This window comes from Dehalococcoidia bacterium (assembly GCA_030648205.1).
Lineage (GTDB): Bacteria > Chloroflexota > Dehalococcoidia > JAUSIH01 > JAUSIH01 > JAUSIH01.
In genome coordinates, this window is record JAUSIH010000091.1 from 1 (window position 1) to 16,591 (window position 16,591).

Sequence of the window (16,591 nt, forward strand, 5' to 3'; positions counted from 1 at the left end):
CTATCTCAACTCCCGGAGTGTCATGTCCACAAGCTCATCTAACGAAGGTTGGAAGCACTACACCAGGCTGCGCGGACGACCGCATGCGGAAAAGGGGGAAGCATGCTATTCTTGAATGCGCAGGCGCGCACGCGGGAGAAAGGCATCAGGGTGAAGATGGAACGTTGCGGGATGTCCATTCGGTGAACCAGCGGTTTTACTACGGCGGCCAGGCGGTCATTGAAGGGGTACTGATTCGCGGGCGCCGGTACGTGGCCGTGGCCGTGCGGCGTCCTGCCGGCGATATCGCCACGTGGACGTCGCCGCTGGGGGCTACGGCCACCACGCGATGGCGGAAGGTGCCGTTCGTGCGGGGCATCCTTGTCCTGGCGGAGACGTTCACCATGGGCATGCGCGCGCTGCTGGACTCGGCGCGTGTCGCGGGCCAGGAGCAGGGCGATGAGGAGATATCGCCCGCCACCGTGGGCGTCACCATCGCCTTCAGCCTCGCGTTCGCCGTGCTCGTCTTCTTCGTCTCGCCCACGCTGCTGGTGCGACTCCTGGACCCGCTGCTGCAATCGCCCCTGTTGAGCAACGTGGTGGAGGGGATTGTGCGGCTGGCGTTGTTCCTGGGCTATGTGGTGATCATTGGGCGCATGGCGGAGGTTCGGCGCGTCTTCGCGTATCACGGGGCGGAGCACATGACGGTGCACGCCCATGAGCACGGCGAGCCGCTGGAGACGCAGGCCGTCCGCCGCTATCCCACGGCCCACGAGCGCTGCGGCACCGCGTTCCTGCTGACGGTCATGGTGGTCGCCATCGTGGTCTTTATCCTGGTGGGCCGGATCGACAACCTGTGGTTGCGGCTGCTCTCGCGCATCGCGCTGGTGCCGCTGGTGGCGGGCGCGGCGTATGAGATCATCCGGCTGAGCGCCCGTTTCGAGTCGAGCCCGCTGGTGCGGCTGCTCATCGCTCCGAACCTCGCGCTCCAGGCGCTCACGACGCGCCAGCCCGACGACGCGCAGATAGAGGTGGCTATCGCCGCCATGAACGCCGCCATCGCGGCGGACGAGGGCCGCCCCGTGGGGCCGATGACGGATGCGCTTGCGGCTGGCGCCGTTGCGGCATCCCCGCCAGCGCAGGACGTGCCTACAGAGCCAGACCTCCCTGGGACGAGCGAGCGCTCATAGCCTCGCGGCGCGGCCCTTCAGGAGTGTCTATCACTCGGTAGCCCAGCCCCGCCAGCCGCTCGCGCAGGGCGTCCGCCAGCGTCCAGTCCCGCCGCCGTCGCGCCGCCTCTCGCTGCTCGATGAGCGCGGCGACCTCCTCCGGCAGGGCCTCGGGCGCCTCGTCGGCCTTGCTCAGCGCGCCCTTCGCCAGCCTGGCGCGCAGCCTGCCCACCTCGTCGGTGAGGCGGCCCACCTCCACGTGGTCGCGGCTCATGGTGGCGGTGGCCCGCGCCGCGCCCATCGCCTTCGCGATGGCGGGGTAGAGGACCTTGTCCTCGGCGTGGGCGTGCGGGATGAGGTGACGCGTCAGGAACTCGTAGGCTTCGTCAACGCGGGCGCGCAGATCGGCGGGCGTGGCCGCGCCGACGGAATCAGCGGCGATGCGCAGCGTCTCGACGTGGGGGAAGAGGTACTTGTGCTCGTCGCGGAGAGGCTGGGTGGGAAGCGGCATGGCGCACGTCCTTTCCCCCTCCCCACACAGGACTATTATACGACAGGGGCATGAACAACCCATCCAGACATCCCAGATTGCGGACTAGCCAACGAGCGTCCCAGTGTCGCTGCGGCTGACATCAAAGTGACGGAGATGCTCTGAACGTTGTGCCGAGATAGTGTGTCATTTAACTATGACACCTAGGTGTTACAGTTAAATGAAAGTGTCACGCGGACAATTATGTTTTTGGTCACAAAGATATAATTTGCAAGCCATGAAACTTAGCTCTGAACAATACGCATGATATCTTCAGCGGCGAACATCTTACCATAAGAAACTCGCCCGTAAGGTTTTAATATACCCGCGTTGACAAGCTTTTTCACGTTGAGCTGTGCACTAAGGTAGGACCTAACTCCGAGAATCGCCTGAGCTTGTGGAATGGTGAGGATGGGAGACTCAAACAGAGCGTCAAGCAGCCGGAGCGTCAGCGCCGAAGTCCGTGCCGTCGTCAATCTGCCGTGCCACTCCCTGTGCAGATCGTGGAGTCGTCTCGATCTCTCTATAGCGTCGCGAGCTTGCTCTGCAATACCACTCAGAAAAAAGTTGACCCATTCTCTCCACGCCCCTTCCCTGCTCACAGCTAGCAGTAGGTCATAATATCTCGGCTTATTACGCTCAAAGTAGGCGCTCAAATAAAGTAAGGGGGATGGCAGCAGTTTCCAGCGTACAAGCAGCAGAGCGATGAGCAAACGGCCAATACGGCCGTTTCCATCTATGAACGGGTGTATGGTCTCGAATTGGTAGTGAATAAACGCCAATCGCACCAAAGGCGGAAATGAGTCGTCTGGTTTGTGCAGATAATTCTCAAGTGCGTCCAGTGCCTCGTTCATTTCCGGCACAGGCGGTGGAACAAAGTGGGCGTCTCGCAGGACGCACCCTGGAGTTCCAATCCAGTTCTGCGATGTCCTGAACTCTCCGGGAGTCCCCTCTTCACCACGGACATTTCTCAGAAGACGTTCATGAACCTCGCGAATAAGGCGTAAGCTGACTGGCAACGTCGTGAGCCGCTCCAGCCCATAATCCAGAGCGCGAACGTAGTTGAATACCTCCAGGACATCAGATCCACGCGGAGCTGTTACAGCACCTGGCAAAGGAAGCTGTGCTGCCTCAAACTGGTATAAGTCCGCAATACTCGCCTGCGTTCCCTCAATACGAGAGGAAAGTACCGCCTCACGTCGTACGAAAGGTCGAATAAGAAGATTCGCGTTGGGCAAGGTTCGCCCTAGTCCGGCTAATTCACCCAAAGCGCGATCGGCTTCAGAGAGGAGCACAACTGAATCCATACCGAGATCCAGAGGAGGGGGTAAAGAGTTTGGCGCAAATGCCCAGTACTCCGCCTCTCCGCGTCCTACTTTGACGATGTGTCCCGATGGGCTATTTAGAAACAGGTTCTTATCCATCCGAAGTTGAGGGCTTCTCTTTCCGAGGTTCCTACTTCCGCCTCTTCCTCAGTTCCTCCCACACGTCCTCCGGCTTCAGGTCGCACGCCGCCAGCAGCACCAGCGTGTGGTACCACAGGTCCGCCACCTCGGACGCCACCGACGTCTTGTCCGGCTTCATGGCCGCAAGCGCCGCCTCGCCCGCCTCCTCGATGACCTTCTGCCCCACGCGGTCTATCCCGCCCTGCAGCAGCTTCGCGGTGTAGCTGGACTCGGGCTTAGTTCGCTTCCGCTCCTCGATGACCTCCGCAAGCTCGCGCAGCACGTCGCGCGGCGCGGCGGGGGCCTTTGCGAACTCCGCGCCTCCCTTCGCCAGCGGGGTGAAGAAGCAGCTTGTCGCGCCTGTGTGGCACGCGGGGCCGGTCGGCTCCACCTGGAGCAGGATGGTGTCGCCGTCGCAGTCGAGGCTCACGCCGCGCACGTTCAGGTAGTGGCCGGATGTGGCGCCCTTGTGCCACAGATCCCGGCGGCTGCGGCTGTAGAACCACGCCTGACCACTCTCCAACGTGCGGCGCAGCGCCTCCGCGTCCATGTACGCCATCATGAGGACCTGGCCCGTCTTCGCGTCCTGTGCGATGGCGGGCACGAGGCCCTTGTCGTCGAGTTGCACCTGCATTGGTGTCACCAGCCTTTCCGGCGGGGGGACACCCCCCCGGCCCCCGTCAGGAGGCTCCGACTCCGCTCAGGCTGAGCGTGTCGAAGGCTCCTGTACCTCCCCATCATAGCGTGCGGACAGGCCCCTAGCGTCCCGTGAACTTGGGCGGGCGCTTCTCCGCGAAGGCGCGCGGGCCTTCCGAGTAGTCCGAGGTGGCCGCTATCAGCGCCATCGCCACCTCCACCTGCTCCAGCGCCTGCTCCAGGGACGAGTCGTGCGCCTGGGACAGTAGTTGCTTGGCCAGTCGCGTGGCGACGGGGGACATGCCCGCTATCTTGGCCGCCAACGCCTTCGCCGTCGCCGCGAGTTCCGCCTGCGGCACGACGCGGCTGACGTAGCCCATCGTCAGCGCCTCCTGCGCGTCGAAGATGCGGCAGCTCAGCACCAGATCCATCGCCTTCGCGTGGCCGACGATGCGCTGCAGAAAGTAGTACCCGCCGTCCAGCGAGACGCGGGCGATCATGGTATGGGTCATGCCGAACCGCGCCGTGTCCGACGCGACGCGGATGTCCGCCATGCTGGCGATGTCCATGCCGCCGCCGATGGCCGGGCCGTTCACCGCCGCGATGACGGGCTTCTGGCACGCGTGGAACGTCCGCGGGATGCGCTGGATGCCGCGCCGTCCCGCCGAGAGTCGTGTCAGCATGGGGGCGCTCGCCTCCAGGCCCACCGCGTCGCCGCCGCTCGTCTCCTCCTTGATGTCCAGCCCGGAGCAGAAGCCGCGCCCCGTGCCCGTCACGACCACGACGCGCACGTCATCGTCGCGGGACGCTTCGTCAACGGCGCGCACCAGCTCGGAGATGAGCGCCTGGTTCAGCGCGTTCATCACCTGCGGGCGGTTCAGCGTGATGGTCGCCACGCCAGCATCGCGTTGCAGAAGCAGCTCTTTGTAGTCCATGACCTTCTCACCGTCCTGCGTTCAAGATGGGTTATTTGCCCTGTTCAATGCCGCTAAGGCGTTAGGAACTGCATGATGCCCCGGCGCACCATGTCCACCGCGATGGCCGCCAGCAGCAGCCCTGCGATCTTCGCCACCACCATCAGTCCGGCCCGCCCCAATACCCGCGTGATGCGGTCCGCCTGTGCGAAGACCAGCCACGTGAGACCCAGGTTGAGCATGAATGCGGCCACGACCACGGCGATGTGATAACGCTGCACGAGCAGCAGCAGAGTCGCCAGCACCGCCGGCCCCACGACCAGCGGCGTGCCCAGCGGTACCACGCCGACATACTCGTCCTGCCGTGGCTGGGCCTCCCGCGGGATGCTGACGCCGCGCACGATGTCATTGGTGGTCAGGATGAACAGGAGGACGCCGCCCGCCACCAGGAAGCTGGCCTGGGTAATGCCCAGCAGGGAGAAGACAAGCTGGCCGACTGCCAGGAACCCCAGGCCAAGCCCCAGCGCGGTCAGGATGGCGAATCGGGTGACGCGGCTCCGCTCCCTTGAGGACATGCCCTGGGTCAGGCCCAGCAGGAACGACAGCGTTCCCACGGGGTCGATCGCGACGAAGATGGGGATGGCGCTCAGCAGGAGCGGCTGCCCTATCCCCGCAAGAAAGTCGAGCATCAAGGCCCCCCGAGGTTCAGGTGGGACTGGCCGAAGTCCGCGACAACGCGGATATCCTAGCACGCCACGACTGTCCCTGCCAGGCACGGCGCCGCCGTGCCTGGCAGGGGGTTGGCCCCACGAAGGGCGGGACAGCCCGCGGACGGACCTATCCCTGCTTCCGCAGCAGGTTCAGCGCGGACCCCGCCTTGAACCAGGAGATCTGCTCCGTGTTCAGGGTGTGCTTGAGCTGAACGGTGTGCTTCGAGCCGTCCGCGTGGCGCAGGACGGCCTGCAGGGGCTTGCCGGGCGCCAGCGACGCCAGGCCCGTGACGCTGACCCTGTCTGTCTCCTGCACCTTGTCGTAGTCCGCCCTGTCGGCGAAGGTCAGCGGCAGGACGCCCTGCTTCTTCAAGTTGGACTCATGGATGCGCGCGAAGCTGCGGGTGATGACGGCGACGCAGCCCAGGAACCGCGGCGACATGGCGGCGTGCTCGCGGCTGCTTCCCTCGCCGTAGTTGTCGTCGCCGATGGCCACCCACCGGACGCCGCGCTTCTTGTAGTCACGGGCGATCTTGGGCAGCGAGTCGCGCGTGCTGGTGAACACGTTCAGGCCCTTGCCCGCCTCGCCGGTGAAGGCGCTGATGGCGCCCAGGAAGGTGTTGTCGCTGATCTTGTCCAGGTGGCCCCGATACGTCAGCCACGGGCCCGCGGGCGAGATGTGGTCGGTGGTGCACTTGCCCTTGGCCTTGACCAGGACGGGCAGTTCGACGAAGTCCTCGCCGTCCCACGCGGGGAACGGGTCCAGCAGGGCAAGGCGCGGGCTGTTCGGGTCAACGGCCACCTGCGCCTTGTCGCTGTCGGCGGCCGGTGGCACGTAGCCCGCTGTATCGAAGACGAAGCCTCTGGCCGGGATGTCAGGGGCCGGCTTCGGCGGCTGGAGCTTGAACTGCTTGCCGTCTGGCGTGGTGATAGCGTCCGTCAGCGGGTTGAACGACAGCCTGCCCGCCAGCGCGTAGGCGACGACGATCTCGGGGCTGCCGATGAACGCCATGGTGGCGGCGTTGCCGTCGTTGCGCTTGGGGAAGTTCCTGTTGTATGAGTTCAGGATGGAGTTCTTCTCGCCGGGCTTGACGTCTTCTCTCTGCCACTGGCCGATGCACGGGCCGCACGCGTTGGCCAGCACCTGCGCCCCAATGTCCTGCAGGGACTTCATCTGGCCGTCCCGCTCGATGGTGGCGCGTACTTGCTCGGAGCCGGGCGTAACCAGCAGGGGAGTCACCGCGCGAGCCCCGTGGGCTTTGGCCTGCTCGGCCACCTCCGCCGCGCGGCAGATGTCCTCGTACGACGAGTTCGTGCAGCTCCCCACGAGCGCGACCTTGAGCTTGTCAGGATAGCCGTTCTTCTGCACGTCCGCAGCCATCTGGGAGACGGGCCGGGCCAGGTCCGGCGTGTGCGGGCCGGTGATGTGTGGCTCAAGTTTGGACAGGTCAATCTCGACGACGCGCTCGTAGAACTGCTCTGGGTGCGCCTCCACCTCCGGGTCCGGCGTCAGGAGGGCCTTGTGCTTGTCCGCCAGGTCGGCCAGCTTGCCGCGGCGGGTGGCGCGCAGGTAGTCGGCCATGCGCTTGTCATACGTGAAGACGGAGCAGGTGGCGCCCACCTCTGCGCCCATGTTGGTGATGGTGGCCTTGCCGGTGCAGCTAATGGATGCGGCGCCCGGCCCGAAGTACTCGACAATTCGGTTCGTGCCGCCCTCCACGGTCAGGATTTTGGCCACCATCAGGATGACGTCCTTGGGCGCGGTCCAGCCGTTCAGCTTTCCGGTCAGCCGCACGCCGATGATGCTGGGGTTCAGCACCTCCCACGGGAAGCCTGCCATGACGTCCACGGCGTCCGCGCCGCCGACGCCCATGGCCAGCATGCCCAGGCCGCCCGCGTTGGGCGTGTGGGAGTCCGTGCCGATCATCATTCCGCCGGGGAATGCGTAGTTCTCCAGCACCACTTGGTGGATGATGCCCGCGCCGGGCTTCCAGAAGCCGATGCCGTACTTCTGGGAGACGGTCCGCAGGAACTCATACACCTCGCGGTTCTCGCCAAGGGCGTTCTCCATGTCGGCCCTGGCGCCCAGGCGCGCCAGGATCAGGTGGTCGCAGTGGACGGTGGAGGGCACCGCGGCCGCTTTCTTGCCCGCCAGCATGAATTGAAGAAGGGCCATCTGGGCCGTGGCGTCCTGCATGGCGACCCTGTCCGGTCGGAGGAGCAGGTAGCTCTTCCCCGGGACCATCTCCGCGCTCTGCGGGTCGTCCAAGTGGCCGTACAGTACCTTCTCCGCGAGCGTCATGGGCCGTCCCAGGCGCTTGCGGACGATGTCCAGGTTCTTCTCCATCCGCTGGTAGGCGCGCTCCACGAACTCTGGCGTGGACTCTATTGCGGGAGCGCCGCCGCCATTCTTGCCGGGTGTCATGAAATGCCTCCTACCGCCTTTCGGCGTGATGCTCGTTTGCGACGTATGGATGGCCCCGTCAGGGCGCGCACATCCAGGACGCGGTCGGCCTTGGCCCTGGAGAGCAGCTTCTTTTCCAGCACAATCTCTTTCAGGCCGCGGCCCGTGGCGAGCGCTTCCTTCGCTACCTCAGCCGCTTTTTCGTAGCCGATGTAGGGGTTCAGCGCCGTCGCGAGGGCGAGCGTCCGCTCCGCGTTGGCCTGGCACCGCTCCGCGTTGGCCGTGATGCCCCGGACGCACCGCTCCGTGAAGACGTGGACGCCGTTACGCAGGAGGTCCAGCGACTGGAGGAGGTCATAGCCTACCACGGGCGTCATGACGTTAATCTCCATCTGTCCCGCCTGGACGGCCAAGCTGATGGTGGTGTCGTTTCCCACCACCTGAAAGCATACCATGTCCAGCATCTCCGGCAGGCTGGGGTTGACCTTGCCGGGCATGATGGATGACCCGGGCATCACCGCGGGGAGGTTGATTTCATAGAGGCCGGTGTTGGGGCCGGAACTGAGAAGCCGCAGGTCGTTGGCGATGCGGATAAGCTCCAGGGCCAGCACCTTGAGCGCGGACGAGAGCTCGGCGAAGGCCGCGAGGCTCTGCTGCGTCTCGAACAGGTCCTCCGCGGGGCGCAGCTCCCAGCCGGTCAGGGCCTTCAGCCGTTCCACGACCTTGAGCCGGAAGTCGGGGTGGGCGTTGATGCCCGTGCCGACCGCCGTCGCGCCGAAGCCTATCTCCCGGAGCGCAAGTGCTGCGTGCTGAATGCGGCGGCGCCCGCTCCGCACGGCGCTGGCGTAGCCGGAGAACTCCTGGCCGAGCCTCATGGGCACGGCGTCCTGCAGGTGGGTGCGACCCGCCTTCACCACGGTGTCGAACTCTCGGGCCTTCGCGCGCAGCGCCTTCTCCAGCGCGCCAAGCTCAGGCTGCAGCCGTTCGGTGAGGGCCAGCGCGGCCAGCCGGGTGATGGTGGGGACCACGTCGTTGGAGGACTGGGCCATGTTCACGTGGTCGTTAGGATGGACGCGTGCGTAGTCGCCGCGCTTGCCGCCCAGCAGCTCAATGGCCCGGTTGGCGAGCACCTCGTTGACATTCATGTGAAACGCGGTGCCCGCGCCCGAGTTGAACACGTCCACCACGAACTGGTCGGCCAGGCGTCCAGCCATGACCTCCGCGGCGGCGCGGGCGATGGCTTTGCCCGTGCGTCGGTCCAGGACGCGCAGCTCTACGTTGGCTTCCGCCGCAGCGCGCTTGACCACCGCCGCCGCCCAGACGTACACGGCGTGCGGACGTATCCCGCTGATGGGGAAATTCCGCACGGCGCGCGCAGTCTGGACTCCGTAGTAGGCGTCCGCGGGAACAGAGAGTTGTCCCAGAGAGTCGCGCTCTACGCGGAACGGAGTCTGAGGCGTCATATCAAAAAAGACCCCCCGGCGTCAGGGGCCGACAAGGAGACAGGCAGCCGGAAAGGGGGCTACTTCTTCTTGAGGGCAGTGAGATCTTTGCCCTGGAACCAGTCCCGGTTGGTGGCGATGAACTCTTTCCATTTGTCGGGGAGCTGGTCCTGGGAGAAGATGGCCGTGACCGGGCAGACGGGCTCACACGCCGCGCAGTCAATGCACTCGTCGGGGTGGATGTAGTACATGGGGGCGTCCGCCGTCGTATAGATGCAGTCCACGGGACAGACCTCGACGCAAGCGGAGTCCTTAACCCCGACGCACGGCTGGGCGATGATGTAGGCCATCAATATCCTCCTTGTCGGGGCGGCGCCCGTGGGAGCAGCCGTACCCGAGTATTTCTCCAAGGGCGGAGTGTATCTCCAAATACAGGATTATAGCATATTCGATGCCCGCGTTGTATAGTGAGCACCTTGCATATTTCGCATCTCGGCATCTCTCTCCAAATTGAGCCTTACGTTGAATCTGGTTCAGATACAAATTCGCTCGCTCAATCGTATTACCGTGCGGGGCCTGCGAAAGGTTACGGCGTACTGCTACTTGTCCCTGATTGCAATAGGGGCGTCGCTCCCATATAAGAGGCTGACAAACGACTAAGCTCCTGGTCTATTAGACGCCCATATAAGGTCATACCTTGTCTCCCCTACAACAAATTGCCTGAAAATTCTAGGCATCGGGTCTCCGTCTACCAAGAGAATGATCTCGGCGCGATATAGACCTGGCTCGAGGGGGGTCATTCCCCGAAGCCTGTCTGGTGGTATCACGGACTTCTGCGACTTAGGCTCCCACGCAGCAACAACAATAGACGCCCCGACACTAAATGTAGGTGGTAACGCTATTCTGAAGCTACCTTCGTCAGAAGAGTTATCATCCGAAGAGATTCTGGCTTGGTGGATGGGTACGACGACCTTCCCGCTGCCAGCCTCGGCAATTCGAAACTGGGCCGTAAGGCTTTGTATTGTCTCGCGCCTCACCCCTAGTTTCTTGATTACCTTGTTCTTCACGGGGATGTTTTTCAAGAATACTAGCAAAAGGCGGGTCTCTTTGCCGTCGCTTACTTCAAACTCCGTTTGCAACACTGGGCGACCCCACAATGCTTGAAAGACGGTTTGTGTACCCATCATTAACCCGAGCCCAGAGATAATGGCAAGGAACCAACCCCATGAACTTGGGAACTCCCCGAATACTCCCCGGAGTGCCAGAATGGATAAAGCGAGAGTAACGAGCACGACCAACGCAGTAATAGCCATGCCGTCATGCTATTCACCCCCGAACCTTGCGTCAAGCCTGTAACCGCCAATGCTTTGGTATATAATCTATCGTCTAGCCATCGCTAGCCTCCGTTAGGGGAATTATGCAAGGCGCTCATAGTATTCCCTATAGATAGCGAGTGGTACGCTGAAGCCCGAGGAGGGAATCATGGAGGGTGAGAAAAAGGGCAACTTTGTCGCCTTCTCGTTTTACAAGCTCCGGCCCGAGTGGCGACGGTTGCCACCTGACGCGAGGGAGCGCGGGATAGAGCAGGCGCTGGCCGCGGTCCTTGCACAGGAGGAGAAGCTGTGGATACGCGCCTACTCGACGCAGGGCTTCCGGCGGGATGCGGACTTCCACCTGTGGATAGTGGCGCAGGACCTTCCGGACATTCGAGACTTCGTCGTGGACCTCTCCCGCACGGAGATGGGCCTGTACTTGGACCTGACTTACCACTACCTGGCCATGACCCGGCAGTCCATCTATCTGAAGGGCGCGCCGCACACGAATCCGGGCCCGCGGACCGAGGGCAAGGATGAGTGGCTGTTCGTGTACCCCTTCGTCAAGAGCAGGGAGTGGTATGCGCTGCCCTTCGAGACTCGGAAGAAGATGATGGACGAGCACATACGGGTGGGCCATCTCTTTCCCAATGTGAAAATCAACACCACGTACTCCTTTGGCCTGGACGACCAGGAGTTTGTCCTGGCCTTTGAGACGGACTCTCCGGCGGACTTCCAGGGCCTGGTCATGAAGCTGCGGGAGACGGAGGCCAGCCGGTACACCGCGCGGGACACGCCTATCTTCACGTGCTTGAAAAAGCCGCTGGCCGATGTGCTCCGGTCGCTGTCATAGATTGCAAGGGGCCTGTTCAGGTGGGTGGTGGTGGAGTACGGTATAATAATTGAGTTACCGGGCAGGGACTTTATAGCGCGGGTACGGTGGCGGCCATGTCCATAGAGGCTCGCGAACAGGCGTTGCAGTTCTTCCGTAGGGCGTACGAGCTCCAGATGAACGGGGAGCTTGATAAGGCGATTGCCCTGTACAGGAAATCCATTGAGGCGTGTCCCACCGGGGAAGCCTACACATTCCTGGGCTGGACGTACAGCTTTCAGGGGCGGTATGAGGAGGCCATCAAGGAATGCCACAGGGCCATTGAGATTGACCCGGACTACGGCAACCCCTACAACGATATTGGGTCATATCTGATAGAGATGGGAAGGCCGAAAGAGGCGTTCCCCTGGCTTGAGAAGGCGCTACGTTCCAGACGTTACGAGAGCTATTTCTTCCCCTACTTCAACCTGGGCAGGGCGTGTGAGCGTCTGGGCCAGTGGGACAAGGCGCTGGAGTGCTATAAGGACGCTTTAGCCCTGAGCCTCCGCTACGCGGCCGCGGCGCAAGCCTTGGCCCATCTGCGCGGTCGGATGAATTGACGCTCCCACGGGCGGGGAGAGCGTTTTTGTGGTAAGACGGCAAGACATACCGTTCTGGTTACATTTGGGGTCGTTCCTGGTTCGGATTGGGCTGGGCATTGTCTTTTTCTGGACTGGGAATGATCTGCTGACCCCGCCTCTGGCGATACCCAAGCTGGAGAGTCGGCTGGGTGACCTGGCGGAGATAGGGCTGGTCACGCCGTTTACCATCCAGCAGGTCTTTCAACTCATCGGTCACATTGAAGTGGCCGGGGGTCTGCTGCTCATCATCGGTCTCTTAACGCGGCCCGCGGCGGCAACTCTTGCGGGGTTGCTGGCCGTCTATCTGTTGCGCACGGGGGCGCTTAACCTCTTCGAGGTCAAGGATGCGGCCCTGCTGGGCGCCGCGTTGGCCCTCGCGCTGAGCGGCAGCGCCTTCCTCAGCCTGGACGGTTTTCTGGCGGGCCGGGATCCAGTCAGGCGCATGACTGCTCCGTCTCCCCGGTGGCACGCCCTTCTTGGGCCACTGCTTTTGCGGTTCGGCCTGTCATCCGTGTTCCTCTGGTCAGGCGTCCATATGTTGACAGACCCGCAAGCTATTGTTCGTGAGATGGCGCGGACGCAGTTTATCCCCAACCAGCCGCCGTTCAACCAGATTGATATCCTGACGCTGGTCAGTTGGTCAGGTATCGCCCACGTTGTCGCCGCAGTCCTGCTTCTCCTGGGATTCCTGACCAGACCCGTGGCCGCTGTGGCGTGCATCTTCGTTGGGCTGTTGATGAGCAGACTGGGTGTGTTCACCCTCTCCATGGTCAAAGACCTGGCGTTGGCGGGCGTCGCCCTCTCGCTTGCCACGTCTGGACCGGGCGTTCTGTCGCTTGATAATGGTCTGCGCCTTCTGGCGGACAGGCTGCGGCGACGTCGCCGACCCGACAGGCCCGTGGAGGGAACGGCGCACGGCTAATATGAGGGCGGAAACGTCAATAATGAAGAAGGCCGACCCCATAAGGTCGGCCTTCTTGTTCGTGATAACTGTGGCGATTCATGGGTCGGTGCAGTCCCTGGTGTAGCCGCAGTTACGGCAGATGATCTTGCAATGAAGCTCGATTGCAGGGCCGCCGCAAAGGTCGCAGACGACCGGCGCCTTTGGAGGAGGCGCGTGTCCGGAACCCGCCGGGTTCCCGCTAGGGCGTGTGGGGTCCATCTCCAGAGCTTGAAGGGCTGCTTATCGTGGGCGGCGTTGCCAGGGGCGGAACGTCGCCGACGCTGGACGGCGATTCCGGCAGGCGGATGACGCGCTCCGGCGCGGGCGGCGGAGCCGACGCGGACGGGGCTGTGTCGTGAGGCGTCGGTTGTCCCTTCTCCTGAAACAGCATGTCCAGGCTCTTGCGCATGGCGCGGGTGTTCTCCTCCATATCCAGGAACAGCCGGATGAAGTCGGCGTAGAGATACAGCAGGACAAAGGCCCCGACTCCATAGAGGACAAAGAGGAAGAATCCGAGCAGCCCGGCCTCGCGGAACTGGGGGAAAGGAGCGCCCGCGGCTGTGGCCAGCACGACCAGCGCCCCAAGACCGAAGCCCACAAGGGCAACCCACGCCAGCACTTTCAGGAGGCCGGCGATGAAGCGCAGCATGCCGTAGCGCTTTTTCACATGTCCGCTCTCAGTCATTGTGTTTGCTCCTGTCCAAGCTACGCCCGCGTTGTTGCTCCCGCCTCACGCGCTATCCCGCTCCCATGGCCTCCCGGGCCAGGCGGACGCAGCGCTCCACGTCGTAGTCGCGCAGGGCGACGATCTGCTGGGCGGCCATGGACCCTTCGCCGTGCAGCGTGACGACGTAGTTGTAGCCGCCGAAATCGCTGGCCGTGTAGTCGCGGATGAGGCTCATGACCTGCAGGCGCTCCCGTCCGCTGGCGCCCTTGCGCCCCGCCAGGTACTTCTCCACGTACTTGCCGATCTCCTTGCTTTTCAGGTCGGCCTCCGACGGCGCGGTGATTGCCAAGCCGCCCGCGATGTCCTGCACGATCTTGGCCACCTCATGGAAGTTGTTGGCGAAGTGGAACTTGCCCGCGTTCGTGTAGATTGGATTGGGCATCATGATGCCGGAGGGAGTCATGATAGCCTCGTACGCGGCCATCTTGCGGCAGGCGCGCACGATCTCCGTGTACATCACCAGTCGGGACAGCTTCTCGCGGATGTGGCCTTCGTTGCGCACGCCGTTGAGGTCCGCGGCCAGCGCCGCTGCGCCCAGCAGCAGGTCGGCGGAGGGCGGCTTGTAGGAGACGGCCGTGTGGCGGTGGAAGGTGGCGAAGGTGTTGGCGAGCGCCCCGGCGAACTGCCATTCGCCCGCCATGAACACGCGCTCGTTGGGCACGAACACGTCGTCGAAAACCGTAATGGTCTCCGTCTCGATGTGTGTCCGGCTGACGGGGAAGTCAAAGACGGCGTGCTCCGGACCGGGCATGGGGCGGCATATGAGCGTCACGCCCTTCGCGTTCACGGGAACGGCGCAGGCGAGGGCGTAGTCGGCGTCCGCCTCCGTCATGGCGCGCGTGGGCAGGAGGAAGATCTCGTTGGCCTGCGGCGCCGCCGTGGTGTGTGCCTTGGCTCCCCGGATGACGATGCCGTCCTTGCGGCGCTTGACGACGCGCACGTACATGTCGGGGTCAGGCTGCTCGTGGGGGCGCAGGCTGCGGTCGCCCTTGACGTCGGTCTGGGCCGTCGCCAGGGAGAGGTCGTTCTCCCGGCAGTAGGAGAAGAATTTCTGCACACGTTTGTTGTACGAAGTCTTCAGGGCCTTGTCCATGTCCCGGCTGACCACCAACAGGGCGAGGAGGGCGTCCGTGCCGACGGCCTTGAGCAGGTCCAGCACGCTCTTGTTGGCGGCGGTGTGCGCCTCGATGAGATTGCCGCGCTGAAGCAGCTCCTGGGACGTTGTCGGAATCATGAAGTAGCGGCTGACGGCCTTGCCCGTCTCCGGCGACGGGAAAGTGAACAGGTCCTTCAGCTTGCGGTCGCGGTTGAGGCGGTAGAGGTTTGCGGCGTGCTCGGTGCAGACGGAGAGGACGGGATGCGTGACCACGTCCCGTACTCGCTTGCCACCGATGTAGACGCGGCGGTCGTCACGGAGGCTCGCCTTGAACTGCTCGGGAGTGCGGAGAGGCATGGGGACCTCCTGCGGTAAGAGTTGGGGTCAGGCCTGCCTCAGTTTACACGACGGCGGCGAAAGCGCAAGACGCGCGAAAAAGAAGCGCGCCCGGCACTCAGTCCGGGCGCGCTTGCGATTGCCGAAGGCCGGAATTACTTGTCTATCCACATCGCCGCGGTATCACCCCAGGCGCGGTACTGGCTGGGCGTCAGGCCCTTGACCCACTTTTGCTGCGGCAGATAGGCGTCACGGACGTGGAGCCACACTTGGGGATACAGGCTCCAGAGCCGTTCCTGGGCCTGCATTACGATCTGCTTGCGCTTCGTGACGTCAAGCGTCTGGCGCTGCTGCTCCAGCAGCTTGTCCAGCGCCGGGTCGCTCAGCCTCTGGTAGTTGCGTCCTCCGGTGCTGTGGTGACGCGTGTAGAGCTGGCCGTCGGGCTCGTCCGGCGCGGAGGTGGCGCGGGCGCGGAACAGGAAGGTGCTGTTGTTGTCCTGCTCGTAGAACTGCGCCTGGTCCACCATCTTGATGGTGATGTCCATGTAGATTTTCTGGAGCTGGGACTTGCCCACTTCCATGTTGGTCAGGTTGATGAACGTGAAGCACTGGCAGCCCTCGGCCGTCACCTTGAGAGGCTTGTCCGGGCCATAGCCCGCCTCGCGCATGAGCTTCTGGGCCTCGGCAAGATCAGCCTGGCCCTCCGGCGTGGTCTTGGTGCGGTAGCCCTCGCGCTTCATCAGCTCCTGCTCTGACCACGTCCAGCCGGGGAAGGAGCGCCAGGACAGGGGGCCACTGATGTGACCACCGCCACCCAGGTTCACCTTCAGGAACTCCTCGCGGTCGGCGGCTAGGAACATGGCCTTACGGATGCGGATATCCGTGAACGGCTCCTTGTTCACGTTGGGCGACAGGGTCAGGGGGTATGGATCGGCTCGCGCAGTGAAGACGAGCTGCGTACCGCCGCGTTCGAGCTGCTGCTTCTGGGGCAGCGAGTAGAAGGCGCTGCTGTTCATGGCGTAGTCCGCGGCGCCCGTGCGGAACGCGGCGATGACCGTGGCGCTGTCCGGGACGTTGGTGTAATCCACTGCGTCCAGATACGGCAGGCCCGGGCGGTAGTAGGTGGGGTTGCGGACCGCGCGGCCGCTGACGCCAGGCACCCACTTATCAACCATGAAGGGACCGACGCCGATGGCGTTGGTCAGTTCCTTGTACGCGTCCTCTCCCTTCTGGTCCTCCATCTCCTTGTTCAGCATGGTCATGCCGGAGGTGTAGTTGCCGCGGAGATAGAACAGGATGGGGGCGAAGACGCTCTTCATCGTGATTTTAACCGTGTAGTCGTCCACCGCCTCGATCTTGTCCACCTCTGTCAGGTTGCTCTTCCAAATATAGGATGCGCCTGGGCGGCGGATGCGCTCCAGGTTCCACACGGCATCCTTGGCGGTGAACTCGCGCCCGTTGGCGGGAGGCTTGTTCTGGAACTTGACGCCCTTGCG

16 protein-coding genes are annotated in these 16,591 nt (G+C 63.4%); 4 read left to right on the forward strand and 12 right to left on the reverse strand.

Annotation, left to right across the window (positions count from 1 at the left end; genetic code table 11):
- Nucleotides 1-182 precede the first annotated feature (182 nt).
- Nucleotides 183-1,169, forward strand: coding sequence for a DUF1385 domain-containing protein (locus Q7T26_10310; GenBank protein MDO8532533.1), 987 nt, complete (start codon nt 183-185; stop codon nt 1,167-1,169).
- Here the strand turns inward: Q7T26_10310 and Q7T26_10315 are convergent.
- The 9 genes from Q7T26_10315 to Q7T26_10355 form a co-directional block, all read right to left on the reverse strand.
- A complete protein-coding gene (locus Q7T26_10315; protein ID MDO8532534.1) occupies nt 1,129-1,659 on the reverse strand; it encodes a hemerythrin domain-containing protein in 531 nt (176 codons plus the stop codon). The genes Q7T26_10310 and Q7T26_10315 overlap by 41 nt on opposite strands.
- A 263-nt stretch (nt 1,660-1,922) precedes the next feature.
- The gene (locus Q7T26_10320; GenBank protein ID MDO8532535.1) at nt 1,923-3,101 is read right to left on the reverse strand and encodes a Fic family protein; all 1,179 of its coding nucleotides are present in this window, start codon (nt 3,099-3,101) and stop codon (nt 1,923-1,925) included.
- A gap of 31 nt (nt 3,102-3,132) precedes the next feature.
- Complete coding sequence (hisIE, locus tag Q7T26_10325; protein MDO8532536.1) at nt 3,133-3,756, reverse strand: bifunctional phosphoribosyl-AMP cyclohydrolase/phosphoribosyl-ATP diphosphatase HisIE; 624 nt, start codon at nt 3,754-3,756, stop codon at nt 3,133-3,135.
- Between the two features lie 124 nt (nt 3,757-3,880).
- Nucleotides 3,881-4,693, reverse strand: a complete 813-nt coding sequence (locus tag Q7T26_10330) for an enoyl-CoA hydratase-related protein (protein ID MDO8532537.1) — start codon at nt 4,691-4,693, stop codon at nt 3,881-3,883.
- Nucleotides 4,694-4,746: 53 nt separating this feature from the next.
- Nucleotides 4,747-5,361 carry a MarC family protein gene (locus Q7T26_10335; GenBank protein ID MDO8532538.1) on the reverse strand — a complete coding sequence of 205 codons (615 nt, stop codon included), beginning with the start codon at nt 5,359-5,361 and terminating at the stop codon, nt 4,747-4,749.
- A 148-nt stretch (nt 5,362-5,509) separates the two neighbouring features.
- On the reverse strand, nt 5,510-7,807 hold the full coding sequence (locus Q7T26_10340) for an aconitate hydratase (protein MDO8532539.1): 2,298 nt from the start codon (nt 7,805-7,807) through the stop codon (nt 5,510-5,512).
- Nucleotides 7,804-9,249: an aspartate ammonia-lyase gene (locus Q7T26_10345; GenBank protein MDO8532540.1), complete on the reverse strand. Its 1,446-nt coding sequence runs from the start codon at nt 9,247-9,249 to the stop codon at nt 7,804-7,806. The genes Q7T26_10340 and Q7T26_10345 overlap by 4 nt, the downstream gene beginning before the upstream one ends.
- Before the next feature lie 59 nt (nt 9,250-9,308).
- Complete coding sequence (locus Q7T26_10350) at nt 9,309-9,578, reverse strand: ferredoxin family protein (protein MDO8532541.1); 270 nt, start codon at nt 9,576-9,578, stop codon at nt 9,309-9,311.
- Nucleotides 9,579-9,884: 306 nt separating this feature from the next.
- Nucleotides 9,885-10,541 (reverse strand): hypothetical protein, encoded by a 657-nt coding sequence (locus Q7T26_10355; protein MDO8532542.1) that lies wholly within the window; start codon nt 10,539-10,541, stop codon nt 9,885-9,887.
- Between the two features lie 169 nt (nt 10,542-10,710).
- On the opposite strand from Q7T26_10355, the gene Q7T26_10360 reads away from it, so the two are divergent.
- The 3 genes from Q7T26_10360 to Q7T26_10370 all read left to right on the forward strand — a co-directional run bounded on the left by Q7T26_10360 (nt 10,711) and on the right by Q7T26_10370 (nt 12,915).
- Nucleotides 10,711-11,394: a chlorite dismutase family protein gene (locus tag Q7T26_10360; protein MDO8532543.1), complete on the forward strand. Its 684-nt coding sequence runs from the start codon at nt 10,711-10,713 to the stop codon at nt 11,392-11,394.
- 95 nt (nt 11,395-11,489) lie between these two features.
- Entirely contained in the window at nt 11,490-11,972 is a 483-nt protein-coding gene (locus tag Q7T26_10365) for a tetratricopeptide repeat protein (GenBank protein MDO8532544.1), read from the forward strand.
- Nucleotides 11,973-12,000: 28 nt separating this feature from the next.
- A complete protein-coding gene (locus Q7T26_10370; protein MDO8532545.1) occupies nt 12,001-12,915 on the forward strand; it encodes a DoxX family protein in 915 nt (304 codons plus the stop codon).
- A 220-nt stretch (nt 12,916-13,135) separates the two neighbouring features.
- Here the strand turns inward: Q7T26_10370 and Q7T26_10375 are convergent, their stop codons facing one another.
- The 3 genes from Q7T26_10375 to Q7T26_10385 all read right to left on the reverse strand — a co-directional run.
- On the reverse strand, nt 13,136-13,621 hold the full coding sequence (locus tag Q7T26_10375) for a hypothetical protein (GenBank protein MDO8532546.1): 486 nt from the start codon (nt 13,619-13,621) through the stop codon (nt 13,136-13,138).
- 52 nt (nt 13,622-13,673) lie between these two features.
- Nucleotides 13,674-15,116 (reverse strand): 4-hydroxyphenylacetate 3-hydroxylase N-terminal domain-containing protein, encoded by a 1,443-nt coding sequence (locus Q7T26_10380; protein MDO8532547.1) that lies wholly within the window; start codon nt 15,114-15,116, stop codon nt 13,674-13,676.
- A gap of 134 nt (nt 15,117-15,250) precedes the next feature.
- The coding region (locus tag Q7T26_10385; protein MDO8532548.1) for an ABC transporter substrate-binding protein at nt 15,251-16,591 on the reverse strand (1,341 nt) is incomplete at its 5' end.